Raw genomic sequence first — 26,309 nt, 5'->3', positions numbered from 1 at the left:
TTAATCAGGTTAGTGTTAGTCATATATTCCTATTTTTGTACTTTGGATTAGGCGATAATATATAGTTAATTTTGGTGTTGACCCCATGGGGGGTAAAAAGTGTGGACTTCTTTAGCTATTAACTATTAATCAAGCATAAGGAGTGTGGAAGCCGCCCTCGCCGCTGCACTACTGCCCTGAGCAACAGCAAGTGCGATATCCTTCGGACCTGCCACTGCACCCGCTATGAATATACCCCGCTGTTCCGTATCTACCGGCGCTACTCTGGAATGCAACTCTCTGAATAGCCCATCTTCTGTAGTAAGCGGGAGCTTCAGCATCTCCGATAACCTCTCGATATCTTCGCCTGGCACACTACCAGTTCCGAGAACCACCATCTCCACCTCTATAGTCCTCACTATACCCTTCAACGTATCTTCTACTCTTATCTCCAGATTGCCTTTCTCATTCTCTATCACCTCCGCAGGTCTACCGCGAATAAATCGGATACCAAGCTCCCGCGCACGTGTATAAAACGCTTCATAACCCCTGAAAGCTGCTCTTATATCTATATAAAATATATAGCATCTCACATCCGGGCGCTTCTCCTTCAACAGTATCGCATTCTTTATGTTCTCCATGCAGCATACACCACCAGAGCAATACGGATTCTTGTTTATATCCCGTGACCCAACGCAATTGATGAACCCCACACGCATTGGCTCCCGGCAGTCTGAGGGTCTGATGAGATTCCCGCCGGTTGGACCATCAGGAGCGATAAGTCGCTCAAACTCCATCGTTGTGATCACATCGTCTAATAGCCCATATCCATAATCGTGCCCTGGTTCGGGGTCGTAAGTTGCAGACCCGACTGCCACAATTATAGCGCCCGCTTTCAGCTTACTCTTGCTATTATGCTTATGCCCCTCCTGCGTGAAATCTATCGCATTATATTCGCATGCATTCATACATATACTGCAGTCCTTATCCTTACCCTTATCTTCGCTTCGCAGACAAGTCTCAATATCTATGACTGCACATGAGGGGATAGCGTGGGCATAGGGGATGTAAATAGCCTTCAGGGTACCAAAGCCCTCGTTGAAACGGTTCGGCTGCTCCGCAGGGCATACCTCTGTACACCGCTGGCAACCTGTGCACTTATTTGTATCCACATAGCGTGGCTTGTGCTCTATTGTGAGTTCAAAATCGCCTACCGAACCCTTAACAGCCAAAATCTCCACGTATGTAATGAGCTCCACATTCTCTTTGGCTACGAGCGCCCGCATCTTCGGCTCCAGTATGGCGATAGCATTCTCATTTGTGGGAAATATCCTGTTGAGATATGCCATTCGCCCACCTATCACCGGCTCTTTCTCCAATAAATATACATGGAACCCCATATCGCTGAGCTCGTTCGCTGCCTCTATACCCGCGATACCACCTCCTATGACCACTACACTCCTCTTATTCATTTATGTTTCTCATTCCCTCCCATAAGAGGACCCAGCGCTCTTATCTCGGTTGTGAAGTCACGCATAACCGATGCAAATCTCTCGCCCTCGGCAGCGGACATCCATTCCAGACGGAGACGTTCTGGTTCTATTCCCAGATACTTCATTGCCCTCTTTACGTTCTCTACCCTCCGCTCGGCATTCAGGTTGCCCGATATGTAGTGACATTCCCCCGGATGGCAACCAGTGATAATAACACCGTCGGCACCGTGTTTGAAAGCATCGAAGATGAATTCAGGTTCTACCCGTCCTGAGCACATCACACGCAGTATGCGCACATTTGGCGGGTACCGAAAGCGCGATACACCTGCGAGGTCTGCAGCTGCATAGGAGCACCAATTACAGCAGAAAGCCACGATCTTGGGCTCAAACATCTCACTTTAAATCAGTTCTAAATCCTTTAATTTGTTCAATAAAACATTCACCGACCTCTTGCAGTCCTCAACTGTCTTCCCACCTGTTATAACCAGTCGTCCTGAGCTGAATATCAGTATAGCACTTTTCGGCTCCTCTATACGATATACCAGTCCGGGGAATACCTCGGGCTCGTATTCCATACCCTCAAGTTCTAAACCCACAACAATAGCACCAAGATTAAGTTCTTTTCCAAGATTGGCGGAAGCAACGATGTTCTGTACCCTGAACTCCGGATGCTCTGCCACTTCTATTCCTATACGCCTGAGGTCTGCGGCAAGTATGTCCATCACTTTACGCACACCTTCCTCGGTCTTCGAGCCGGTACAAACCACTTTTCCCGAACGGAAGATAAGGAAAGCAGCTTTCGGGTTGTGTGTCCTATACACCAGCCCGGGGAATTTCTTCTTCGTGAATACCGCATTCTCTAACTTTGATTCTATGTATTTCAGATCTAACTCATCAGCAATCCTTGCATTCGCTACAACATTCTCTACTTTTATATCTACCTCCATCATCCCCCCTGATCTCCAATTATATAAATATGATAAAACTAATGTTGTGATATAAAAAGCAAGATATATAAATAATAAGCAAGAACGATAAATTCGGTGCAAATAGGGTAATAGGGTAGGTAAGAGTAGAGATGAAGAAGAGAGTAAAGAAGATAAGGGGTACAAGAACCTGTGGTGGTGGCTCACACAAGAAGAGGCGAGGTAAAGGAAGTAAGGGTGGTTCAGGTAATGCGGGCGCTTATGCGCATCATTTCGTACGTTCCTTGAAGCTGGGCATGAAAAAAGGGAAACAGGGTTTTGGTTCTGGTTCTGCACGCCATTCCAAGACTTACGATGCAATAATGAACGTGGGTGAACTGGATGAAAAGCTGCCGGAGCTGATAAAAGCCGGTAAAGCGGAAGAACGAGGTGATGCTGTTTTCCTCGATGCTACACAACTCGGAATAAGGAAGATACTGGGCAGGGGAGAATTGAGAGGAAAGCCGAAGCTGATAGTGAGAGTGAATGAGATATCAGGTATAGCAAAGGAGAAGATAGAGGAAGCGGGTGGCAGGATTGAAATGCCTATTGAGGAGTGAATGAATAAAGTGAGTGAGTAAGTGAGTAAGTAAATGAACTTAAGAGAGATACTGACACCGATTCTGGATAGATTCCCGATGGTTGAGCGCCCGAGTTGGCATGTCCATTTCAAGACCAAGCTGGGATGGACTCTGGGCATACTTATACTCTATTTTGTACTTGGTAATGTGCCCCTTTTTGGGCTTTCTCCAGAATCATTGGACCTTTTTGGACGATGGCGCACTATATTCGCAGGTACGCGATATTCATTGACTGCACTGGGTATAATGCCGATTGTAGATGCGTCAATCATTCTGCAGCTACTCGTAGGTGCCGGGATACTTAAACTGGACTTGAGTAACTCCAGCGACCAGGCATTCTACCAGAACATCCAGAAGATTCTCGTTGTGGTATTCGCACTCTTCATGAGTCTGGTCTATGTAATGGGCTTCTATATGCCTGATGCTGGGATAGCCTCAAAACTCGGTGTATCTCTTCAAATTGTCTCTATACTGTTGTTCATTCAGGTATTTCTCGGTGGGATGCTCATATATTTCATGGATGAGGTGGTATCGAAGTGGGGTATAGGGTCCGGTGTCTCGCTCTTCATCCTCGCTGGCGTATCGCAGCAGGTAATTACCGGGCTCGTTAATTGGCAACCCGACCAGTATGGGCTGCCAGTTGGTGTAATTCCCAGGTGGTTCCAGTTACTCTGGCCCGGCTCGCCACTGCATGTGGAAGTGTATGAGATACTTGAAGGAGGTGTTACATTCCTATTTCAACATCACCTGATCGCCCTCATATCTACTATCGCGGTGTTCTTCATTGTTGTCTATCTCGAGAGCACGCGCCTGGAGATACCGCTGGCACATTCGATGGCGCGAGGAGCCCGTGGTAAGTTCCCTATCAAGCTATTATATGCAAGCGTACTACCAATGATCCTCGTGAGAGCGCTGCAAATGAGTATTCAGGGTTTCGGGCGAGCACTCTCAATGCATGGGATTACTGTATTCGGTACGTATAATGAATGGGGCAATGCGGTATCTGGTTTGATGTATTATCTGAGTCCGATTTATGGACCCTGGGATTGGTTCCCCACTCTCATGTCAACACCACATGCGGGCTGGCAAATAGCCCTGCGCCTTGGTATTGACCTGGTTTTTATGGTAGCAGGGGGTGCGATATTTGCACTGTTCTGGATAAATACCACAGGTATGGGTGCTAAAGATGTTGCACAGCAGATACATCGCTCTGGGTTGCAAATACCCGGGCATCGCAGGAATCCCGCAACGATAGAGCGAATGATGGAGGGTTATATACCACGAATAGCGATAATGGGTGGTGCACTTCTTGGTGGACTGTGTGTGCTGGCAAATATATTTGGTACACTTGGTCAAGCTTCCGGCACCGGGTTATTACTGGCTGTGAGTATTGCTTATAACCTTTATGAACAAGTGGCATCGGAGCAGATGATGGAGATGTACCCGGCGATACGAAGGTTCTTTGGTGAGGAATGAAGAAACTGCAATTATTCTATGACAGCAGGAGCAGAGGTGTGGTGTCAGAAGTGATAGAAGCGCTTGAAGCTGTATTCATGATAGAACCCGGAGATGAGGCGATTGTAAAGGATGCTGACAGGGATGCTTATGATAGGAACAGGATGCAATACAACGCCTCGATTCTACTCAATTCTATTACCACCACTTGGAGGGCCAAGGCTAAGACTAAGACTAAGACTGCCAGTTCTTTCTATTTGTGGATAGTGAGCGAAGACATATTTGTACGTGGCATGAATTTTGTATTTGGGGTTGCAAAGCCGGGTAAAGGGGCGGTTCTATCTACATGCAGGCTTGATTCACTCAATATGATAAAGAAGGAAGCGATACACGAGATGGGGCACGTATTCGGGCTGCAGCACTGCTCCAATAAATGTGTGATGCAATTCTCAAATTCGGTATATGAAGCGAAGAAGAAGCCAGCAGAACTCTGTGATAAATGCAAACACATGCTTAAATCTCATGTTCATGCTCAGAGTCATGCTCGAGATCGAGACTGTCCTTAGTCCTTAAATTACATGATTTGCATAATTAGAGCGATATAGAGAGATATAAGGCATCCGTGCTGTTGGTGGAGAATAGAAAATAGAATAAAGAATACAAGAGCAAGAGGATACTCAGGTGAATAATAAATTATCAAAAAAGGGCACTTATGGTGCCCTATCGCGGAATAAGGAAACGAAGGGCGTGGAGACATTACTTGGCGACCCCAAAAGAGCCATTATCAAACTGTCATTACCCATGATCGCGGCTATGTCCGTACAAACAATCTACAATCTTGTTGATGCGATTTGGGTTTCGGGTATTGGTGCTGATGCACTCGCGGCAATTGGTTTCGTCTATCCCTTCTTCTTCCTCGCTATGGGGCTCTCTAATGGGTTGGGTGTAGGTGCAGGGTCTGCCATATCCCGCAGGATTGGTGCTCGTGATAAGCCGGGTGCAGACAATGTAGCAGTTCATACAATCGTTATAATGCTGTTATTCGCAGTTGCCTTTACCATACCGTTTTTCGTTCTTGCTCACGACATATTCGCTCTGATAGGCGCGGGTAAGACCACAGGTATGACAGTAGCTTATGGCAGGGTTATCTTTGCCGGTAGTATTTTCATATTTTTCACTAACGTTGCGAATTCAATACTACGGAGTGAAGGAGATGCCAGGCGAGCCATGTATGCCATGGCACTCGGTGCTGGTCTGAATATCGTATTGGACCCGATTTTTATCTACTACTTTGGTCTCGGTGTTGCAGGCGCTGCATGGGCTACGCTCATATCCTTGGCTGTTTCATCCATTATCATGCTAAACTGGTTTCTATTCAAAAGAGATACCTATGTATCGTTCTCATTCAGCGATTTCAAATGGAGCAAGGAGATTATTATGGACATCTTCAGAGTTGGTCTGCCATCTTCAGTGATGATGATTTCCATGTCTTTCATGATGTTGATAATGAACGCTATAATAGTAATGGTGGGTAACACCGACGGCGTGGCAATCTACTCCACCGGATGGCGTGTGGTAAGCATAGCAGTCCTGCCGACGATGGGTATCGCTACTGCTCTTGTCCCGGTAAGTGGAGCTGCTTTTGGTGCACGCTCATTTGAGAAGGTAAGTATTGCTCATCTCTATGCAGTGAAGCTCGGGTTTTTGATGGAGACAGTTATAGCGGTGGCAACCTTCATTTTCGCACCTCAGATAGCTGCGGTATTTACACACGCTGAGGAGGCGGCACGTATCGCACCTGGCTTGACGACTTTCCTCAGGATTATCAGTTTTTACCATCCAACCATATCATTTGGCATGCTATCTTCTTCGCTTTTTCAAGGTACAGGGAAAGGGATGAACGCACTGATTGTCACGATTTTGCGAACACTTATACTAACTCCTCTATTTACAGTAGTATTTGGTTTCAGCCTTGGATTGGGCTTGGTGGGAATCTGGTGGGGGCTGGTTGCAGCGAACACCGCTGGTGTAGCAGTAGCATTCTCATGGGCTCGGCTGTATATACGGAAGCTGATGAAAACGGCGATGCATTAAAATTAAAATAAATAAAATAAAAAATATTTGCTCATTCCCGCTTTTCTTCGTCATATCATATTTATAATTACGCAAAAAGTTTATTATATGAGGAAAGAGGCAAGAAGATGAGATTGAGAATTGTGTATGATAATGAAGCGAAGGAGGGTTTAGAGCGTGATTGGGGCTTTTCATGTCTGATAGAATCTGCAGATAGAAGGCTTCTGTTCGATACCGGCGCTTCAGAAGCGATACTATCGCGTAACATGGAGAAGCTGGGAATACAGAGAGAGGAGATTGAGATTATTGCGCTCTCACATGAACATTGGGACCATATTGGTGGTCTGAGTGCGGTATTGCATCCCGATGCGATGGTGTACCTGCCTGCTTCTTTCACAGCGGCAACGAAGAAGAGGATTAAACGAAACGCAGCAGGCATAATTGAAGTATCTGGACCCGCGGACATCATTCCCGGCGTTCATACAACAGGAGAGCTTGGTGTTGGGATAAAGGAGCAGTCACTGGTTCTTGATACAGGAGTGGGCGAGCTGGTTTTAACAGGCTGTGCACATCCAGGTCTGGACGTTATTATGGATTCTGCACACCAATTCGGTAAGTTAGGAGGAGTGATGGGCGGTTTTCATGGTTTTGACCATCTCGAGATTCTGAGCGGGCTGAAGATTATCATACCATGCCATTGCACCACACATAAGAGAGAGATAATGGATATGTATCCCGAAGAGGCGAAGAAGTGCGAAGCTGGTAAGATGATAGAGATTTAGTTTTTGTTCTTAGTTTAATTCAGCCAGTCAGTCAGCCGCCAATCTATTCTTGCCCCGCAGGAACACCGTTGGTATCCCTTCCTGATGCAATCTGCGTCTCAATTCCGCATCGTTTGTGAGAACCGCGGCATCCTGCATCTTCGCCACCCTTATGATCTCGCTATCCGTATCACTATCCGCACTCCTATCCTTTCGCTCTATGAACACCCTGCTACCGCTATTCGCAAGATGTCGGAGCACCAGTTGATGACCGATCTGAGCAGCCTTCTTCGTCCTCCCTTTTTCTTCGCTCTTGCTCAGTGCCTCCAGCTCCTTTATTACCGCTTCTGGTATGATTATCTCCAGATAGCCCATATCTTTAAGTTCCTCATAGATATCAATCCTGAACGTTCCCGGAATGAGTAGCGCATTTGTATCCACTATCACCCTCTTCTTACGCACTTCTTATATTCACTCACCCTTGAATTCCGGCTTCCGTTTCTCTAAGAACGCTTGCATCCCCTCCTTTGCATCACCGCTCGCAACTGCGGAACCGAAACATTCCGCTTCATAACTCAATGCCCGCTCCAGGCTCATCTCCAGCCCGTTATTCACTGCGAGCTTCAATATTCCGAGAGTGAGCGCGCTCTTCGTCTTCAACTCGTTAACCAGAGCGTCAACAGCAGCATCAAGCTCTCTTGCAGGCACAATTCTGTTCACAAGTCCCAATCGCAGTGCCTCCTCTGCTTCTATCTGCTCGCCAGTCATGAGCATCTCCATCGCTTTTGGCTTGCCTATCAACCGCGTCAGACGTTGTGTACCACCACCACCCGGTATAATTCCCAGATTCACCTCCGGCTGCCCGAATACTGAGTTATCTGATGCTATTCGGAAGTCACATGCCATTGCAAGCTCCAGACCTCCACCCAGACAGAACCCATTTATGCGTGCTATTATCGGCTTCCTGAGTCGTTCCATGTAGTTCGTGATGTTCTGAAACCACAATGACCAGTCTCTTGCCTCAATGTGGCTCTTATCTTTTACCTCCTTAACGTCCGCACCTGCACAGAAGGCTCTGTTGCCCGCACCGGTTATTACAATTGCCCGTACCATGACATCAGATTCTGCATCCTCCAGTGCAGCCCTTAACTTCTCCAATAATGCGGTATTCAATGAATTAAGAGCTTTCTCACGATTCAGCGTTATCATCGCCACGCCCTCACGCCTGGTGTATAGCACCTCTTCTTCCATCTTCACATCGTACTCTTTATGCCCAGCAGTTTCCTTATCACAGCCGTTAAAGGGAGTGAACACACCATATACCATAGCAGCCAGTAAGGTATTCCGAATATAACGATATGTGTGAGGTTCTTTGTGCCTATAAGGGGGAAGATCACCACCTCACTCGGAGCATATTCCCACATCCAGAAGAATATCGGAAGAGTGATGATAATAATATAAGCCATCGGCTTGAATTGCTGCCGCATCAACTCACCGGAAAATCGCGCCTGCTCACTCATCACCTCTGCACGCTTCTTCTCTATTCGCTTTAGCTTGTGCCTGTTGTTCTCTTGCTTCGCCTCTATATACTCTTTCTGTAGCTCCTTTAACTGCTTTTGAAACTCCTTCGACTTCGCCATCAACTCCCAATTTGTTGTGTATTTCTGGATTATCGAGGTGTATATGCCGGTGAGAACTGCCAGAATTAAGACAGTGATCAGGAAATTGCCGGTGAAAGATGCGAGAGGGGCAAGAACTACATTCAAGATTGAGCTTATCTCTTTACGATACAGCATCGAGCCTAACATAACAAAGAGAGCGAGACCCATAACCGCTCCTTCTATAAGGCTCTTCAACAATTCCTTCTTCTTTCCCGCTTCGAGTACCATACTCTTATCTTCTTTTATCTTCAATATCCAATGATGTTTTTAAGTAATTAATTCTTATTATGTGGTATAAGCTCCCGTAACACACTGGCAATTGTGCTGTGCATGACAAAATCACGCTTCAATCGCTCCTCTATTCGCCTCATTGCATATCTATCTTCCACAAACTCTATGTTATCATAAACGACCTCTCTCAATACGAGACCAAAAGGAGGCGCTGGTTCTATACTATCCTTTAACTGCAATTCCAGTAGCGCTTCTAACCAGCTCTCATCCCTATCGCCCCTGGCTACCATGCACAAAGCCGATACGATCTTCCTCACCATCTTGCGGAGAAAACCGTTCGCTTCCACATCAATAACGATAAAAGAACCGTTACTCATGAGCTCTATTCGCTTTATCTCCCTGATATGTGATTCCGCTTCATGCCCCTGTGCGAAGTTATAGAAATTATGTCTACCAATAAGTAGTTCTGATGCCTCCTTCATTCGCGATACATCCAGTTCTGGCTCTGAGAATAGGAAATACCGGTATTTTCTTGATTTTGCATCCCTGCGCGCATTGAATCCCGGATAGGGTCTTGCAATTGCATAGACCCAGATATCGTCCGGCAGCATGCTGTTTATCATACGAGGAGTCACTTCCTTAGCGGTATCAAAGGATATTACCTGCGCAAGAGCGTGAACACCTTTATCTGTTCTACCAGCAGCGGAGTAGTTTGCTGATTGCCGTGATTCGAATCCAAATAGTCCAAGCCGTGTAAAAGCTCTGAAGAGCATCCCTTCTATCGTCGGCAATTCCGGTTCAGGCTGAATCTGGAAACCGTGATAATTGGTTCCAAGATAACCTATCTTGAGTGCTATCCTCTCTCCTGACATCTCCTTCCTCATCCTGTTCCTGTATCAGGTAGAGATTACCGCGATATACCACTTCGTCATACTCTTTATGCCCCAGAACGCGTTCGATGTCACTGGTATGAAGCCCCTTTATCTTCTCTATCTCCACAGAGGAGTAATTGGTTATGCCACGAGCAAATTCGATGTTATGAGAATCAATGATACTAACGGTGTCACCGGGCATGAAGACTCCTTCTACCCCGATGATGCCTGATGGTAACAGACTACTACCCTTAGCGACTAAAGCAGCTTTTGCTCCTTCGTCCACCTTTATTCTACCCCTCGGCGGCGATACAAACCGAATCCAGTGCTCTCTGTCATTCATCCTGTCGCTTTTACGCGGTAAGAACCGTGTTCCAACCGGCTCACCCTCTACAATGCGCAGCAGGATGTCCTCTTCAGCACCATTCGCAATGACAACAGGAATACCCGCATTCATTGCGAGCTTTGCCGCCTGTATTTTTGTCCTCATGCCTCCAACACTACTCGTCTTCGTCTTCTCACCGGTATCTGCAATTCGTTCAATCTCGGGTGTTATATCACGCACAACCGGGATGAGCTCCGCTCTCTCACTCCTACGCGGGTCTCGAGTGAACAAGCCATCAGTATCAGTAAGGATAATAAGCAGGTCGGCTTCGAGGTTGCTTGCTACAAGAGCCGATAGGTTATCATTGTCCCCTACCTTAATCTCATCTACTGCTGTGGTATCATTCTCATTTACTATCGGGATCACACCCGATTTGAGCAATGTGAGTAAAGTGTTTCTCAGATTGAGATACCTCTGACGACTGAGGAAATCGGCGTGTGTTAACAGAAGTTGCGCAATTGTCTGACCATAAGCAGAGAAATACCGGTCATAGGTGCTCATCAGAATGCTCTGTCCAACAGCAGCAGTAGCCTGTAAGAGCTTGATATCTCGGGGTCTCTGCTTCAGGTTTAATTTCCCTATGCCTGCACCGATCGCACCTGATGAGACCAGGATGACCTCTTTCCCCCGTCTCCTCAGTTCTACTATCTCTCGCGCAAGCTTCTTCACCTTATCAGGCGCAAGTCGGTGGTTATCATCCGTGAGGGTGCTTGTACCCACCTTTATTACAATCCGCTTTGCCTTTGCTACTGCTATATCCTCATCCATGCAATAAATCAATAAATAAATAAATCAGTTAAGAAGTTAAGATCGTATAACTTTTATTTCTCTGGTGCAAAATATATATCGAATGATGAGGAAACTTAAATTGTGTGTGTTAGCGTTACTCTTCATTGTAATCGTAAACCTCGCTGTAACTACATGTATGGGTATGAGCGATGAGAACAGTGAGGTGATACCACCGAATCCAACGGGTTTCATCGGCTCCTGGCATCCAGCACCGGAATGTGTGCAATGCCATGTCTCACTCCTCCCTGAGAGCAGATTGCGCTCAATGGTCAGCTCCTGTGTGTGTCATGGGAAAGAATACGTGACCGGTGGAGCGATAGACAATGAAAAAATCAGAACCAGGGCACACGGCATACAAGCATGTATTGACTGTCATATAGGAACGGGAATAGCAAAAGCTGGGGAGATATCCGCTAATGAAATCCATCGTGTGCACATAAATGTGGATTGCGGGGGATGTCATGGAGCGGGTAAGAACTTGAGGATGCCAGAAAGTGGTGATTGCAACTCCTGCCATCAGGGTGGCGTTCATTTTATCCATGGTAACAGAACAGGGGAGTTATGCGTCGCCTGCCATGGCTCCTTTGGCATAAAATATAAGGGGGAGGGCTATCAGATGAAGGAGGGTGTGCCAGTAATAAAGAGCGAAGAAGAGAAGAGATATCCCACCATCTTAAATATGTTAAAAGCACTATTGAGGTTTATAGAGGGAGGAAGAGAGTAATGAGGTTGCCCAGCGTCAATGTCATCGTCACCATCGTCGTTGTGGCGGTTGTAGGTCTCGCTCTATACTCCATGGTGAGTATGGGGCAGGTACCGGTAATAAAAGTCCAGGCAGTGGTTACAGTGACCGATGACAGACCAGCGGTAAGAATAGTGGAGATGAAGCAGGAGAAGATGAATCCTTTACAAAGTCCAAAGGGTAATTCCGGTGTGTTTTTCCCGGCTGTTGAGGCTAAAGCGATAGTAAACAGAGCTAAGATGAGCTATTGGGCTGCCCAGAGCTATCATGGTAACGGTACCTATAATTTCACCATTGGGTTCCCCCGGGATGTCGTGCTGAAAAAAGGCGATAGGGTGATGATGATTGTACGTGTGGTGAATGAGAAGGGCAGAACATTGGCACAGGCTGAGAAGGAACAGGAGGTGAATTGACGGAGGATGGGGTATAACAGATGGATATAGGAGATGCACTCATAATACTGGCTGCCGTTCTGCTTTTATTCGATCTGAGTTTGCTAATGCGGGCTGGCACGAGGAAGAGGTTTGAAGCTGCTTTTCTCGCTTCTTCGCTCGCATGCGTGCTGGTAGTCGCTGCATACTTCAGACTAACTATGGCTTTTATACATGATGCTTTCTGGCTGGAAGAGGTCTACACTTACAGCTCTTCCAGTCTCGCTCTACCTTACAAGATCGGTGATCCGTGGATAGGCAGTAGCGGGTCAATGCTCTTCATCGCCTTCATATTCTCTATTATATACTTTATATATCGCATAAGAGTCTTGGGACGAGAGCGCAGGTTCAACATAGCTGCATCCAGAATACTGGACATCTTTCTCTTCTTTATCCTTGTTCTCACAATATTGAAGAGCCCTTTTGAGCTTCTACCCATGAACCCTCCCGATGGTGCAGGACTCAATCCACTGCTTCAAACGTTCTGGGTACTTGTGCATCCTCCGGTAGTCTTTATTGGCTATGTATTAGTATTCTTCGCATGCGCTTTCATGCTTGCGGGGCTGGCAACAGGCGAGAGAGAAGGCGAAGAAGAGCTAAACAGCATTATTCTATATTCAGCGTGGCTGTTCCTTGCGTTTGGAATAGCACTTGGAGGGTGGTGGTCTTACGAAGTCCTCGGCTGGGGTGGCTATTGGGCATGGGACCCTGTGGAGACTGCCTCTTTAGTCCCCTGGCTTGCTCTTACTGCATACTTCCACCTGCCAGGAAAAAGTAAAGATATGATGAGAGAGCTCACACTTATGATTACCTTCTTCATGGTCATCTTTGCCACTGCACTTACCCGTGGCGGACTCTTAGAATCGGTTCATGCATTCGGGAAATCGCCTGTTGGACCCGCACTTTTGATATTCGCACTTGGAGTCGTCCTTTACTTCTTCTATCTCGCATTGAGGACAGGGACAGAGAGAGCCAGACCCATTTACAGTCCGGAAGTTGATATCTCGTTACTGAGTTCCATCTCTCTATTCGTGGCGTTCTGGTCGTTGATGTTCCTCATGATTATATGTTTCCTGGGTGACCTTGCACCGATAATAGGGGGTGCATTGGGTGGTGCACCAATGAGTACAACCCCGGAATTCTATAATAGATGGTGCTACCCTTTCACACTCGTATTCGTCGCTGCATTGATGGGCTGCAGTATGAGCATGAAGGTAAAGAGATTTATATGGTCAATCGCCTCAATAGCAGCGATTGGCGTGATTTTGGTACTGCTTCGTGTTCCAACGCCGAACTGGATGGCTAACTTTGGACTGCCTCTACTGCTCGCCGCAGGATTTGCCATCGCTTATTATCTCGGATCCGCTCTGTGCACTAAGGGGGGGAGGCAATCTCCATATATATGGGGCAAGGCGCTAATCCATATCGCCATCATTATTATATTAATAGGCGTATTCGTCAGCTCCACCGCGCAGACAGAGAGCAGGGGCATAATTGCAAAGCCCAACTCGACTGTTGATGCGCTCGATGCGAAGATAACCTTGGGGACTCCCACGATATATCCGGGCAGAGGGCATGTTTACGCCAGTACCGGGCATTTCTTTACCATGCCTGAATACTCGAGTCTGGCTCTTGACGTCTCTATCGTTGATGGCACTACTGTATACACTAACAAAAGTCTAAGGATGTATTATTATACAAACTATGGTATTCTGTCCAAACCACTGATCATCTCCACGTTGCGAGGCGACCTCTATATCTTTATGGAGCACACGAACTCCAGCTATAACTCGCTATTCTATGCGCTCATGGGAGAGAAGCGGCAGCCAGCGGATTTCAGGATAAAAGTGAAGCGGGTACCACTAATATGGCTCGTATGGTCTGGCGTGATATTGCTGGCAGCAGGTATGGTCATTCTGATATGCAATGAAGCGCATAAAAGCAGGTAGGTAGAATGAAAAGAAAGAATATCCGGAGAAATTAAATTAAGGATTAAGGATGTTTCTCCGGTGGGTGACACGCTTTGCAGGTCTCTTCCTTTACCGTTACATCATGCTCGTTATGACATGCTACACATTCGTGGTCTTCTAAATCAGGACTCCAGTATCCCTGGTAGAGAGCGACCTTATGTTCGGTGTGTGCAATCGTGGAGTGACATTTAAAGCACGAGATACCGGGGTCTGCAATCTCTGCTAATGGTTTATAATTGGTGCTATGACATCTCATACAATACTCATTCTTTGGAAGAGAAGCACTTGTGGGTGGCTCACTCTCCAGTTTCTCTGCCATTTCCGCTGTGGTCTCATCTAAACTCTTGCCCGCCTTCAGACCTTCGCTTATACCCTCAAGATGGTTGGTCATCTCTTTCATATACAGAAACATCTCTGGCTCCGTACTCTCATGGCATTCGTGACAGTCTACCCCCGCATGAGGCGAATCCTGCAATGAATCATAAAATGGTTGCATCTCATGACAGTTCTTGGCACAGCTTTCCGGTTTCGTCATCTCTTGCATCATTGTAGGTATCACTACCGCCGCACCAACAATAACAACAATGGTAACCAGAACAACCACCGAAATAATTATCTTTTCACCTTTCTCCATTTCCAGCCCTCCTAACAGATATATCCTTCCACATTTCCATTACTCAGTATCTGATTCTCAGAAATGATATATAAATTTTTCGATTTTTTCCTACTCTTCTCCATCATATGTCTGGTCTGTTACCTCCTTAAAATCTCCTTTACCTCTTCCATCTTCGCTTCTGTCTTAAATCCTGTATCAGAGAAATGTGTCCTGCTCGCTCTAAAACCACTATCATTCAATCTCTCAATCAGGAAGTGGATAGAAGGCGGAGATATCTTCAAAGCCTTGCATATCTCGTGATAGTCATAATAGAATGGTATGTCCAGTTCATTCATGCATGTAGCGACGATTTTCTGCGCTTCTCGCTTCTTTCCCAGTTGTCTCACTCTTAACTCTTCATATACATGTTTGCAAAAGCTATTATCCTTTATCGGACTCAAATACAGGGGTCCTGCAATCCTGATTTTAGCACCACAGACCTCGCATCTCGTGCTCATATTCATATCCTGCAGTTCAGAGCAATGAATAGCATATCTGCTACCGCAGGAGAAGCAATGAAGAATGAAGCCAAGTCTCTTCATGCACTCATCTGCTCGCTTTGCACCTCTTTCCACTCTTGCTATGAGCCTCACGAAATGGCTCCACGAATAGCACAGCAGCGGCTGTATTGCCCTGTCATGTCTGCACAGGTCCCTCGTTACTCGCCCCAGCAGGATACGTGTTGCCATCTCCTTATGATATTCGGTATTCAGCGGTTTTGCGGCATACTTCCTCAAACCCCCGGTATGAGCGCCACATAAAGGCGCTGTATCTGTTGCAGTGACCATAATCAACTTCTTCACCGATTGTGATAGCGAATCGAGATAAGGGACTGGCGAGCCAAAAGGGTCTATATCTACGATATCATACCTGCACCTGTTGCGGTGCAGAAGCACATTTGCATCCTCGTTATATATACTCGTTCTTTCCTCTATCCCGTTCAGCTTCACATTGCGATTGATCACCTCGTAAGCCCCTCTACTCAGGTCATTTAGCACCACCTGCAGCCCGAGTTCGTTCGCCACCCTGACACCGCGCACACCAGTGCCTGCAAGTGCATCCACATACACCATTGTGCTGGAGCTGGAGTTAGACTTAGACTTAGACTTAGAATGATGAGTGAAAGCAGCTAATGCGGCTATATCTATATCCCGGCAGAGTTCCATTCTGGGATTATAAAAAAGTGCCCTCTTAGCTCGCTTCGGCACCAGTACTCTCGTGCTCCCCTCTACTCGTTCTATAAGCTTATAGCTCATACATTCCATTCTTACCTTATAAAAGAGACTTGCATACCAGATAAAGCGTAAATGAGGGATAGGGATAACAAATGAGTAGATTCTATGAGGTGAAGAAGCGGGATGGTGCAGCGAGAATAGGGCGGCTACTATTAAAAGGAAGGAGTAAGGAGATGCAAACGCCACTTTTACTCAATATAGAGTCGCTGAGCAGTGGCGGAGAAGAGAAGATGGAGGTGATAGGTGTAGAATCCCCGCTATTCACAGAGTTGAGCAAAGAAGAGACATGGAACGGTCCGCGCGGCACGGTCCTCCTGCCTGAGGTACATCCACTGCTCGCAAAGCTAAAAGAAGCATCCCCGCTATTCGTTGATTTCTTCGTACTCGCCTTCGCTTCTTCCATGCTCCACACGCCCGAGGATTTCGTTCGCGGGGTTATAGATGCACGGCGGGCGATATCACCAGATGTGGCGTTATGGGTGCCCGCGATAGCAACGGTGGAGAATGCCGCACTTCTTGCCTATATGGGTGTGGATATAATAGATGATACGAACGCGGTGATGAGTGGTTATGCGGGTATTTATCAACTGGAGGAATGCGAGTTAATAGTGAATGATATGGTGGATTTACCATGCACCTGCGCCGTTTGCTCTTCCCTGAGTATAGAAGAGTTGAGAGCGCGAAGTGTTAAGGAGCGAGCGGAACTGCTTGCAAAGCATAATAGACTGATATTAGAACGGGAAGTGAAGAAGATAAGGGAATATATAAAGTTAGGCATCCTGCGCGAGTATGTTGAGATGCGCGTGAGGTCGTCCACGTTTTTAACAGCCGTATTACGATTTTTGGATGCCGAGAGTGAATATTTTGAAAGAAGGATACCTGTTGCCCGTAAACATGTCATGAAGGTGAACACAATGGAGTCGTTACGGCGAATAGAAGTGAAGAGATTTGCAAGTCGTGTTCTGGATAGATACAGACCACCCGCGAGTCGGGTACTGGTGATTCTGCCATGTTCTGCTAAGAAACCCTATTCTGCGTCGCAATCGCATAGGAAGTTCATTACTGCAATTGGGGATTACAGGGGCAACATTCACGAGCTGATCTTAACCTCACCACTTGGCGCTGTTCCGAGAGAATTAGAACTTGTCTATCCCGCTGCGTTTTATGACATACCCGTGACAGGGTACTGGGATGCGGAGGAGCGTGCGTGGGTGACTTCCTGTCTCCGTGCCTACCTTGATAGAAATCGTGGTAATTACGACATGGTTGTTGCACATCTCAGGGGTGCATATAAAGAGATATGCGCAACAGTGGCAGAAGAACTGGGCATGGGGGTCATATTCACATGCGAGGAGAACGAGAAGGAGTACACAAAAGAGGCTCTCGAACGCTTGAGAAGTTGTATAGCAGCGCTCTGTGGTGCGAAAAAGAAACTATCCAAACTTGAGATGGGCACAAGGATATTTAAGGCGATGGCTGATTACCAGTTTGGGCTCGGCACTGGTGAGGAGCTTGTGAAAGGAGAACTGACACTGAAAGGGAAATACCCCTGTTTCAGGCTCATATCAACTGAGGGTGTCCTTGCACGCATTGCACCCGAATATGGACTCATAACCCTCACAACAAAAGGTGCACGGAGAATCGGGAAATTTACCCCTTATATAGTGGAAATAGGCGATTTTGTACCAAAGGGTTCAATACTGGCACCCGGGGTCCTGAATGCCGGTGAAGAGATAAGGGAGAATGACGAAGTTATATTTCGCGGTGATAAAGCATTTGGAGTGGGCAGAGCGAAAATGAGCGGCTGGGAGATGGTGGAGTCAGAAAGAGGAGTGGCAGTAAATGTAAGAGAAGTAGAAGTGGAATCCATGCCTGGCTGCTAAAAACCGTAGATTATGATCGAATTATATATGAAATAAATCCCGACCAGCACCAGAATAACTCCCGAAAGCCTCTTTATTGCTATACTGTATTTGAGGAACGGTTTCATTGAGAAATGAGTGGTATACGCAATTACGAGCAAAGGCAACCCCAGTCCAAGCGAATAGATGACCAGAAGAAAGGCGCCGTAGAGTATATCGCCTTCAACCGCTACCATTGTGAGTATAGTACCAAGTATGGGACCAATGCAAGGTGTCCAGACGATACCGAGCGAAAAACCGAGTAATAGCCCCCCTGCTGTTCCATGCACGTGGTTAATGGAGAACCCTGTGCTTGTGGTGCCTTTCCTGGGTATGATTGTGTGTATCTTCTGCTCTAATAACTCGAATATCATACACAAACCGAGAAATATAATCAGAAGACCACCTATAATCTGCAACACCAATTTATATCGCTGGAATATCGAGCCAAAGATAGATGCCAGTACACCCATAAGCGCAAATGAGATAGAGAGTCCAATAGCCACAGTTAGAGGCGTAATTTTACTCGTTCTGGTCGAATATGCCGCAATGAGTGGAACGAGCGGGAGTATACAGGGTGATAGAACGCTTAATATCCCAAAACCGAAAGCGATGAGGGGAAGTGGTAACGTTACCATTGCAGCCCCTCCTGATAGATAACACTCATTTCACTCCCTCTTAACTTTTAAAGGATATAGAAAGGATATAGTACAGGTATATATAAACCATCATTCCAACTATGATTTATTGAACATATAGTGAGAGAGGGGGGCTACAAATGAAGATTCAGATCTCCAGATTCCTGGTAGAATCCCTGTTATCAATCTGTCCTTCTTATACTCGCTCCTACCACCGCCGAGCTTTTCTTGCATCTTTTTAAAATAAAAAGGTCAAGAAGTTAAGGGAGGAGTATAGATACATGTCGTTGCAACTACCGGATGTGCAGGCAAGCAGTCCTGACATAAGGATAAATCTGACGCGAGTTGGAGTGAAGAATGTAAAGAAACTGGTGGAGGTGGCAAGAGCAGGAGGCAAAAGACCCGTTATCCTCATCTCAGACTTCTATATCTTCGTTGACCTTCCAAGTGATATAAAGGGTGCGAACCTATCGAGGAACTTTGAAGCGATGTATGAAGTGCTGGAAGAGGCGGTTAACACGCCGATATATGAGGTTGAGGAGCTGTGCAGCGAGGTAGCAAAGCGGCTACTACTACTTCATGAGTACGCTACCACAGCGGAAGTAGGCATGAAGAGTGAATATATGTTAAAGAGGAAGACGCCGAAGATGAAAATCTCTTGTCAGGAGCCTGCGATTATCCATGCAGAAGCGAGAGCATATCGCACTCAGTCAAAGGTGCAAATAAAGAAGATAATAGGCGCGGAGGTAGCAGGAGTGACAACCTGCCCATGCGCACAGGAATTGATAAAGGAGCAAGCGGTGGAGGAGTTGAGAAAGCTGGGAATGGGCGAAGAGAAAATAGAGACTTTTCTGCGTATGGTTCCGATGCCAACGCATAACCAGAGAGGGAAGGGAATAATCATGATAGAGGTGGAAGATGATATTAAAGTACCAATGGATAAGATAATAAGGATAATAGAGCGTTCGATGAGTGCAAAGACGTATGAGATACTGAAACGCCCGGATGAGGCGAAGGTGGTAGAGATAGCGCATAAGAAGCCAATGTTCGTTGAAGATTGTGTTCGTGAGATGGCGAAGCGAGTGGTAGAGAGTTTTACTGAGCTTCCTGACGATTCTATCATCACGATAAGGCAGATAAACGAGGAGAGCATCCACCAGCATGACGCGGTTGCGGAGCGTGTCGCTTCGATGGGCGATCTGCGCAGAGAGCTGGCGGTGGGCGATGGATATAAGTGAAAAATGAAGAGCCGGGGTGGCCTAGTTGGTTAGGGCGCGGCACTCATAATGCCGAAGTCGCGGGTTCGAACCCCGCCCCCGGCATTGCGTTTCATAATTATGATTATGACGATAACCATAGTTGGTACCGCGATCTGGCTTATGCTCCCTGCATATATAACGAATGCAAGTGCAGCGTTCTTCGGTGGCAAGATACCGATAGACAGGGGCGTTCATCTGGGTAGAAACCGGCTGCTTGGCGACGGTAAGACTTTTGAGGGGCTGATCAAAGGCTGCTCTGCGGGCTTCCTCTGCGGCTTGCTCCAACATCTTTATAACGGCTCTTTTGGCTCTTTCCCATACTTCATTATTGTATTGCTGGCTCTATCCGCAGGTGCAATGCTCGGTGATATAATGGGTAGCTTTGTGAAGAGGCGACTGGGACTGAGAAGAGGTGCTCCTCTACCCGTGGTGGACCAGCTGGACTTTGTAGGTGGGGCATGGTTGCTTCTATTTCTTGTCGCCCGTGACTGGTTCTCCTCCAACTTCTCTGCTGATGTGATGGTCGTGGTCATCCTTATTACGCCCCTGCTGCATCTGCTCACGAATTTCGCAGGCTTCAAACTGGGCATGAAAGAAGTGCCCTGGTGATTGGTGATTGGCAGGTAAAAACCGAAAAGCATTTATATGATTTCGCCTATGAACTGGATTATACACTTATAAGTAGGAAGTAGGGAAATAGGCTAAATAATCGGCTATGATAGGATAAGAGGGTAGGATAGAGTAGAGTACGAGGGTGGAAGGAATGATCGAACAATTTCCAATACTGGTAGTTGCGGTATCGCTGATCTCTGCATATACCATACTGGTTGCAGGCTGGCTGAACAGGAAGAGCAGCTGTTTCATATCCATTGCAACCATTACTTTCCAGTTGATATTGGCTCTCTTCATCCTGTACCATGTCCTGACACGGGGAACGATACATTACTGGCTGGGTGGATGGGCACCTCCATGGGGTATCGAGTATGTGGTAGATGTATTGAATGCATACGTGTTGCTTATACTTCTATTTGCATCCCTACTGATTGCGATATATTCCTGGCGTAGTGTACAGAGTGAATTGCCAGCAAAGAAGACAGTCTCATTTTATGTCTTATTCCAGCTCCTCATTACCGGGCTGTGTGGTATAACAGTGACCGGGGATATGTTTAACCTCTATGTATTCCTGGAGATATCCTCCCTGGCGGCATACGCATTGATAGCAGCTGCAGGTGGACGGGCATTGAAAGCGAGCTACAATTATGTCATAATGGGTTCCATAGGTGCCTGTTTCTATCTCCTGGGTGTAGGATTCCTCTATGCAGTGACTGGCTCGTTGAACATGGAAGACCTCATGCGTCTATTACCGCCCCTATACGGTAACAGGATGGTACAGGCTGCATTTGTATTCTTCATCATAGGTATGAGTATAAAGATGGCGCTATTCCCACTCCATCTATGGCAGCCCGATGCATACACGTACGCGCCATCAGCAGTGAGCGCATTTATAGCAGCAACGATGTCACATATCTCCGTCTATGCATTGATCAGAGTTATATTCTCTGTATTCACGCTCGATTTCGTCAAGGCTTATATAGGTATGGATTTAGCAATCTGCTGGGTAGCGGCGATAGGAATAATCGCAGGTTCGGTACTCGCGATAACACAGAACAACTTCAAGCGTATGCTTGCATATTCCAGTGTCTCACAGATAGGCTATATCGTGCTGGGTGTGGGTTTAGCGCCAGCTACCACCTGGGGCTTCTTCGGCGCCGTGGCACACATATTGAACCATACCCTAATGAAGGGCTGTCTGTTCCTCGTAGCCGGCGCGTTCATTTATAAAGCGGGTTTACGAGACATAAGGGAGTTCAGAGGGCTGGGCAAGCGAATGCCATATACAAGTGCGGTCTTCACAATAGCTGCGCTTTCAATGATTGGTGTACCGCCAACAGTAGGGTTCGCAACGAAACTGTTTCTTATGGTAGCGACATTGCAGACATCCAATTATGCATTTGCGGGCGTACTGCTGCTGAACAGTCTGCTTGAACTTGTTTATTTCGGTAGACTGATCGAGCGGATATACCTTCTGCATGAGGAGTCAGAGTCAGAGCTAGATGGAGGTACAAGGGATGAGAAAAAAATCCCCCATAGCATGCTGATACCTATGTTCCTCTTCGCTGCATTATGCATTATTGCTGGGCTCTTCTGGCTTACCAGTCTCGCAACGCCATTGATAGAGCCATTAACGAATTTGTGCACGGGGGTGATGCCGTGATGGTGGAATCACTGATACCGTTATTAGCCATTTTATGCCCGGCTTTTGCTGCTCCCTTGATACTGCTCTTCGGTAAGCATCCGAACATAAGAGAAGGATGGACGATAGCGGCAGGGTTGGTAATGTTCTCGCTTATATTCTCCATGATACATACAGTCTTGAGTGGTGATGTTCTTGATTGCGTTCTATTCCAGACGATATTCAGGGATTCTCTCTCTGGATACTTAAAGATAGGATTTAGAGTGGATGCTTTTGGGCTCATCTTCGCTCTCACCTCCTCTTCTCTCTGGATACTCGTCTCTTTCTATTCTATCGGGTACATGCGTTCATTGCGCGAGCATGCTCAAACTCGATATTTCTTCTCGTTCGCATTTGCTATCCTCGGTGCGATTGGAGTTGCGTTATCAAGGAATTTGATAACGATGTATATATTCTACGAGATACTCACGGTCTCAACTTATCCACTGGTGGCGCATGACCAGACTCCAGAAGCGATAAGTGGGGGACGTAAGTACCTTGCGTATCTGATGACTGCCGGTGTATTCTTTCTATTTGGTGTGATAATGGTCTATGTGCTGACCGGTACTACCGATTTCACAAATGGTGGTATAAAGGCGTTGAGTGCGCTGGCGCCCACGCATAAGTTGATACTGACAGTGTGCTTCTTCTGTTTCCTCTTGGGGTTCATGAAAGCGGCATGGATGCCTTTCCATTCATGGCTGCCTACTGCTATGGTTGCGCCAACGCCCGTGAGTGCGCTACTGCATGCTGTTGCAGTGGTCAAGGCGGGTGTGTTCGGGATTGTCAGGATTGTATGTTACATCTATGGTGTGGACCTGATGAACTCGCTCGGACTCGGGCTGATACTCGCATGTATTGCGGGTTTCACAATGATAGTTGCTAATCTATTCGCAATTGCGCAGGACAACCTGAAGAGAAGGCTGGCGTACTCCACGATAAATCAGCTCTCATATATTATTCTGGGTGCCGCGCTATTGACGCAGGATGGAATTAGAGGAGCGATGATGCATATACCTTTTCACGGATTCATGAAGATTACTCTATTCATGTGTGCGGGTGCGATAATGGTAGCTTCGGGTAAGAAGAACATAAGTGAGATGGCTGGTATAGGTAGAGCAATGCCGATAACGATGCTGGCATTCTCAGTGGGGGCATTGGGTATGTGTGGGCTCCCGCCAGTGGTCGGATTCATAAGTAAGTGGTATCTTTGCTTAGGTGCGTATCAGGCATCACTGACGTATTCACCTGTAATGATAGTATTCTTGTTTACGCTACTGATAGCGTCCCTGCTGGATGTCGTTTATTTCTTCCCGATTATACATACAGCATTCTTCAAGGAGCCAGAGGATGGGGATGGCAAAGAGCCCAAAATGAAGGAGGCACCGATATTCATGCTCGTTCCACTGACGATAACCGCGATATTCTCCATTATCTTCTTCGTAGCTTTTATTCTCAGAGTTGTTGGAATATTCTCACCATATATGGATATATTATCGCTCCACATATACGAGCTTGTGCGAATAGCAGTTGGTAATGTATAAGCTGTAAGCAGGAAAGGGGGATTGCCTCTATCATTTCCGCAAAGCAAATACTGTAAATATAATCAAATCAATGAGGGAGCATTTCGTATTGAAAGAGACCTCTGTATGGATTACTGCAGACGACAGGAAATATATAGAGATAGCGAAGCAGCAGCTAAAGGAACAGAGAAAGGAGCTGGAAAGGTTCATACGGTGGCATCCCTTCTTCCTCGTCACCCTCGAGCCTTATCACTGTCATATTGAAGATAGAGAGGGAGGGAAGATACCAGAGGTGGTGCAGCGGATGATAGAAGCATCCTCAAAGTTCGGTATAGGACCGATGTCCGCAGTTGCAGGTACATTGGCAGAACTGGCAGTGGAAGCTATGCACGATGCTGGTGCCACTCATGCGGTGGTGGACAACGGAGGTGACGTCGCATTGATAAATGATAGAGAGGTGCTTGTTGGTATTTATGCGGGTAACAGCCCATTCTCAAATCGTATTGCACTCAGAATTAGACCGTCATCTTCGCTTATCGGTATATGTACCTCATCGGGGACTGTTGGGCATTCTATAAATTTTGGATACGCTGACGCGGCAACGGTACTGAGCGACAGCGCGTCTCTCTCAGATGCTGCTGCAACTGCACTCAGCAATTCCGTCAGGGGTGATACTCCTCATACCTTGCCTGAGTCCTTTCGTACTATCTCTCATGTACCAGGTATTAAAGGCGCGCTCATAATATACCGTGATGTACTTGCAAAATGGGGTGAGATACCACAACTCATACGACTAAACTATAAAGGCTGAAAAGACTGAAGTTTGGATATGATATTGGTACTAAGTACCCACCCTTACGGGATATACTATACCTCTGAGAGTGGCAATAGCAGAAAGAGCAGCTAAATGGCTCGTCTTTGGGTTCGTTCGTGATGGCACATTCTCTACACGCACCATCAGTTTACCAAATTCCCCTATCACCTCTATCTCGTGTACATTCTCCGTAGCAAATGGATCTGCAACGACCTTCACTTTCGTCGCGTCAGGACCTATACCAGCGATGCTTAAAGAAGCTGCTACATTCACGTTCTCCGGGAAATACCGTACCGCTTCCTTCGCTGGTCCCACAAAAAGAGTCTCTTCGTTCTCTATCTCGCTCAGGTCTATCCCCCGCTCCTTGACATAGACATTACTCTCAAATCCCTGTGGTGGCTTCCTCGTCGTTAACGACACGCTATGGATACCGCCAATAGAACCCGATTTCAAACCATCTATACCTGCAACTGCCCCTGATGGGATATAAACCCTGCAACCCTTTTCTTTTGCAATACCTATAATCTCATCGAATAGCCCCTCATCACATATCAATGCTCCTACGCTCATTATCATCACTTCCTTACCTGCATGCAGTGCTGGAATCACAAACTCACGTACCGCATCCTGCGAAGCACATTCTATCACCAGGTCCACCTCATCCAGAATCTCTGTTAGCCCTTCGCTTCCTGTCATTGTTATTCCCGGTCTCCTCTTCAAGCGCTTAATTAATTTCTCTATCCGCTCAGGATGCTTGTCAATCAGGAATTTCAGCTCCATCCCCTGCTCCTTCCCCAGCACACCATGGTCTATCGCATCGCATATCTCTGTTCCTATCGCGCCACAGCCGACTACACCCACTCTCATGACCATGCTATCTGCCATCTTATTAACTTTCTTTATCTTATAAGTAAGAAGTAAGGTAAAGGTAAAGTTATTCTTGCAAGTAGATGTTGCTGAAGGAGATAGAAGCGTTCCTGGAAGAGGATGTGGGGCATGAGGATTATGAGGAGATAGTCCCGGAGGCGGAATGTAAAGCGGAGATAGAAGTGAAGGAGGGCGGTGTGCTTGCGGGTCTGGATGAGGTGAAGCAGATATTTAATTATCTCGGTGTCCTTTGTGCAACGGAATTTGAGGATGGAGCGCGAATAAAAGAAGGAGATGTAATCCTGAGAGTGCAAGGTGCAGGCATGAAGATACTGAAGGCAGAGCGACTTGTGCTCAATTTCTTGGGCAGGATGAGCGGTATTGCCACGCTAACTGACAGATTTGTGAGGGAGGCGAGGCGAGCAAATGCACGGATAAGAGTGGCTGGTACCCGTAAGACAACGCCTGGCTTCAGGAAATATGAGAAGAAAGCGATAGCCATCGGTGGTGGCGATCCCCACAGGTTCGGACTCTATGAAGCGGTAATAATAAAGGACAATTACATAAAGCTCATGGGGCTGGAGAATGCAATAAAGAAGGCGAAAGAGAAGGTCAGCTTCACACGTAAGATAGAAGTTGAGGTTGAGAGCATAGAAGAAGCTCTGAAAGCAGCAGAACTGGATGTTGATATCATCATGTTCGACAACATGTCCGCGAAGGATGTGAAGGCGGGTGT

At 46.7% G+C, this 26,309-nt stretch carries 27 protein-coding genes and 1 tRNA gene; 16 read left to right on the top strand and 12 right to left on the bottom strand.

The window, feature by feature from the left end:
- Positions 1–125 precede the first annotated feature (125 nt).
- Genes J7J01_04245 through J7J01_04235 form a run of 3 tightly spaced genes read right to left on the bottom strand, consistent with a single transcriptional unit; the run spans position 126 to position 2,422 of the window.
- On the bottom strand, positions 126–1,451 hold the full coding sequence (locus J7J01_04245) for a CoB--CoM heterodisulfide reductase iron-sulfur subunit A family protein (GenBank protein MCD6210093.1): 1,326 nt from the start codon (positions 1,449–1,451) through the stop codon (positions 126–128).
- Entirely contained in the window at positions 1,448–1,864 is a 417-nt protein-coding gene (locus J7J01_04240; protein ID MCD6210092.1) for a hydrogenase iron-sulfur subunit, read from the bottom strand. Before J7J01_04240 ends, J7J01_04245 begins: the two co-directional genes overlap by 4 nt.
- Before the next feature lie 6 nt (positions 1,865–1,870).
- Positions 1,871–2,422, bottom strand: coding sequence for a TATA-box-binding protein (locus J7J01_04235; protein ID MCD6210091.1), 552 nt, complete (start codon positions 2,420–2,422; stop codon positions 1,871–1,873).
- 128 nt (positions 2,423–2,550) lie between these two features.
- Here J7J01_04235 and J7J01_04230 point away from each other — a divergent pair, with 128 nt between their 5' ends.
- The 5 genes from J7J01_04230 to J7J01_04210 all read left to right on the top strand — a co-directional run bounded on the left by J7J01_04230 (position 2,551) and on the right by J7J01_04210 (position 7,328).
- Positions 2,551–2,997 carry an uL15 family ribosomal protein gene (locus J7J01_04230; protein ID MCD6210090.1) on the top strand — a complete coding sequence of 149 codons (447 nt, stop codon included), beginning with the start codon at positions 2,551–2,553 and terminating at the stop codon, positions 2,995–2,997.
- A 33-nt stretch (positions 2,998–3,030) separates the two neighbouring features.
- Positions 3,031–4,494 carry a preprotein translocase subunit SecY gene (gene secY, locus J7J01_04225; protein ID MCD6210089.1) on the top strand — a complete coding sequence of 488 codons (1,464 nt, stop codon included), beginning with the start codon at positions 3,031–3,033 and terminating at the stop codon, positions 4,492–4,494.
- Positions 4,491–5,039, top strand: a complete 549-nt coding sequence (locus J7J01_04220) for a hypothetical protein (GenBank protein ID MCD6210088.1) — start codon at positions 4,491–4,493, stop codon at positions 5,037–5,039. The genes secY and J7J01_04220 overlap by 4 nt, the downstream gene beginning before the upstream one ends.
- A 115-nt stretch (positions 5,040–5,154) precedes the next feature.
- Positions 5,155–6,567 (top strand): MATE family efflux transporter, encoded by a 1,413-nt coding sequence (locus J7J01_04215; GenBank protein ID MCD6210087.1) that lies wholly within the window; start codon positions 5,155–5,157, stop codon positions 6,565–6,567.
- A 107-nt stretch (positions 6,568–6,674) separates the two neighbouring features.
- Positions 6,675–7,328, top strand: coding sequence for an MBL fold metallo-hydrolase (locus J7J01_04210; GenBank protein ID MCD6210086.1), 654 nt, complete (start codon positions 6,675–6,677; stop codon positions 7,326–7,328).
- Positions 7,329–7,355: 27 nt separating this feature from the next.
- Here the strand turns inward: J7J01_04210 and J7J01_04205 are convergent, their stop codons facing one another.
- The 5 genes from J7J01_04205 to proB are packed head-to-tail and all read right to left on the bottom strand — an operon-like array spanning position 7,356 to position 11,224.
- Entirely contained in the window at positions 7,356–7,769 is a 414-nt protein-coding gene (locus J7J01_04205) for a hypothetical protein (GenBank protein ID MCD6210085.1), read from the bottom strand.
- Positions 7,770–7,778: 9 nt separating this feature from the next.
- On the bottom strand, positions 7,779–8,558 hold the full coding sequence (locus J7J01_04200; protein ID MCD6210084.1) for an enoyl-CoA hydratase: 780 nt from the start codon (positions 8,556–8,558) through the stop codon (positions 7,779–7,781).
- A gap of 2 nt (positions 8,559–8,560) precedes the next feature.
- A complete protein-coding gene (locus J7J01_04195; protein MCD6210083.1) occupies positions 8,561–9,196 on the bottom strand; it encodes a DUF106 domain-containing protein in 636 nt (211 codons plus the stop codon).
- 47 nt (positions 9,197–9,243) lie between these two features.
- Positions 9,244–10,071, bottom strand: coding sequence for a tRNA pseudouridine(38-40) synthase TruA (gene truA, locus J7J01_04190; GenBank protein ID MCD6210082.1), 828 nt, complete (start codon positions 10,069–10,071; stop codon positions 9,244–9,246).
- Complete coding sequence (gene proB / locus J7J01_04185; protein MCD6210081.1) at positions 9,998–11,224, bottom strand: glutamate 5-kinase; 1,227 nt, start codon at positions 11,222–11,224, stop codon at positions 9,998–10,000. Before proB ends, truA begins: the two co-directional genes overlap by 74 nt.
- Positions 11,225–11,306: 82 nt before the next feature.
- On the opposite strand from proB, the gene J7J01_04180 reads away from it, so the two are divergent.
- Genes J7J01_04180 through ccsA form a run of 3 tightly spaced genes read left to right on the top strand, consistent with a single transcriptional unit; the run spans position 11,307 to position 14,367 of the window.
- Complete coding sequence (locus tag J7J01_04180; GenBank protein ID MCD6210080.1) at positions 11,307–11,969, top strand: cytochrome c3 family protein; 663 nt, start codon at positions 11,307–11,309, stop codon at positions 11,967–11,969.
- Entirely contained in the window at positions 11,969–12,400 is a 432-nt protein-coding gene (locus J7J01_04175; protein ID MCD6210079.1) for a hypothetical protein, read from the top strand. Before J7J01_04180 ends, J7J01_04175 begins: the two co-directional genes overlap by 1 nt.
- 20 nt (positions 12,401–12,420) lie before the next feature.
- Complete coding sequence (ccsA, locus tag J7J01_04170) at positions 12,421–14,367, top strand: cytochrome c biogenesis protein CcsA (GenBank protein ID MCD6210078.1); 1,947 nt, start codon at positions 12,421–12,423, stop codon at positions 14,365–14,367.
- A 43-nt stretch (positions 14,368–14,410) separates the two neighbouring features.
- On the opposite strand, the gene J7J01_04165 is transcribed toward ccsA, so the two are convergent.
- Together J7J01_04165 and J7J01_04160 are read right to left on the bottom strand one after the other, a co-directional pair.
- On the bottom strand, positions 14,411–15,022 hold the full coding sequence (locus J7J01_04165; protein ID MCD6210077.1) for a NapC/NirT family cytochrome c: 612 nt from the start codon (positions 15,020–15,022) through the stop codon (positions 14,411–14,413).
- A 119-nt stretch (positions 15,023–15,141) separates the two neighbouring features.
- Entirely contained in the window at positions 15,142–16,299 is a 1,158-nt protein-coding gene (locus J7J01_04160) for a tRNA (guanine(10)-N(2))-dimethyltransferase (protein ID MCD6210076.1), read from the bottom strand.
- A gap of 71 nt (positions 16,300–16,370) precedes the next feature.
- Between J7J01_04160 and J7J01_04155 the strand changes: the two genes are divergently transcribed.
- Positions 16,371–18,161, top strand: a complete 1,791-nt coding sequence (locus J7J01_04155) for a DUF5591 domain-containing protein (GenBank protein MCD6210075.1) — start codon at positions 16,371–16,373, stop codon at positions 18,159–18,161.
- On the opposite strand, the gene J7J01_04150 is transcribed toward J7J01_04155, so the two are convergent.
- The gene (locus J7J01_04150; protein ID MCD6210074.1) at positions 18,158–18,817 is read right to left on the bottom strand and encodes a cytochrome c biogenesis protein CcdA; all 660 of its coding nucleotides are present in this window, start codon (positions 18,815–18,817) and stop codon (positions 18,158–18,160) included. The genes J7J01_04155 and J7J01_04150 overlap by 4 nt on opposite strands.
- 281 nt (positions 18,818–19,098) lie before the next feature.
- On the opposite strand from J7J01_04150, the gene J7J01_04145 reads away from it, so the two are divergent.
- From J7J01_04145 to J7J01_04120, 6 genes are all read left to right on the top strand, one after another.
- Positions 19,099–20,055 (top strand): GTP cyclohydrolase I FolE2, encoded by a 957-nt coding sequence (locus tag J7J01_04145; GenBank protein ID MCD6210073.1) that lies wholly within the window; start codon positions 19,099–19,101, stop codon positions 20,053–20,055.
- Positions 20,056–20,065: 10 nt separating this feature from the next.
- Positions 20,066–20,139, top strand: a tRNA-Met gene (locus J7J01_04140).
- A gap of 21 nt (positions 20,140–20,160) precedes the next feature.
- Positions 20,161–20,685: a CDP-2,3-bis-(O-geranylgeranyl)-sn-glycerol synthase gene (locus J7J01_04135; GenBank protein ID MCD6210072.1), complete on the top strand. Its 525-nt coding sequence runs from the start codon at positions 20,161–20,163 to the stop codon at positions 20,683–20,685.
- A gap of 154 nt (positions 20,686–20,839) precedes the next feature.
- Positions 20,840–22,351, top strand: coding sequence for a monovalent cation/H+ antiporter subunit D family protein (locus J7J01_04130; protein ID MCD6210071.1), 1,512 nt, complete (start codon positions 20,840–20,842; stop codon positions 22,349–22,351).
- Positions 22,351–23,913, top strand: a complete 1,563-nt coding sequence (locus tag J7J01_04125; GenBank protein MCD6210070.1) for a monovalent cation/H+ antiporter subunit D family protein — start codon at positions 22,351–22,353, stop codon at positions 23,911–23,913. The genes J7J01_04130 and J7J01_04125 overlap by 1 nt, the downstream gene beginning before the upstream one ends.
- Before the next feature lie 70 nt (positions 23,914–23,983).
- Positions 23,984–24,703, top strand: a complete 720-nt coding sequence (locus J7J01_04120; GenBank protein ID MCD6210069.1) for a UPF0280 family protein — start codon at positions 23,984–23,986, stop codon at positions 24,701–24,703.
- 30 nt (positions 24,704–24,733) lie between these two features.
- On the opposite strand, the gene J7J01_04115 is transcribed toward J7J01_04120, so the two are convergent.
- A complete protein-coding gene (locus J7J01_04115; GenBank protein ID MCD6210068.1) occupies positions 24,734–25,591 on the bottom strand; it encodes an aspartate dehydrogenase in 858 nt (285 codons plus the stop codon).
- A gap of 65 nt (positions 25,592–25,656) precedes the next feature.
- Here J7J01_04115 and nadC point away from each other — a divergent pair.
- On the top strand, positions 25,657–26,309 hold a 653-nt coding region (gene nadC / locus J7J01_04110; protein ID MCD6210067.1), incomplete at its 3' end, for a carboxylating nicotinate-nucleotide diphosphorylase.

The organism is Methanophagales archaeon, assembly GCA_021159465.1.
In the GTDB taxonomy this organism is placed as follows: Archaea; Halobacteriota; Syntropharchaeia; order Alkanophagales; family Methanospirareceae; genus G60ANME1.
This window is presented reverse-complemented; position numbering and strand designations above follow the sequence as displayed.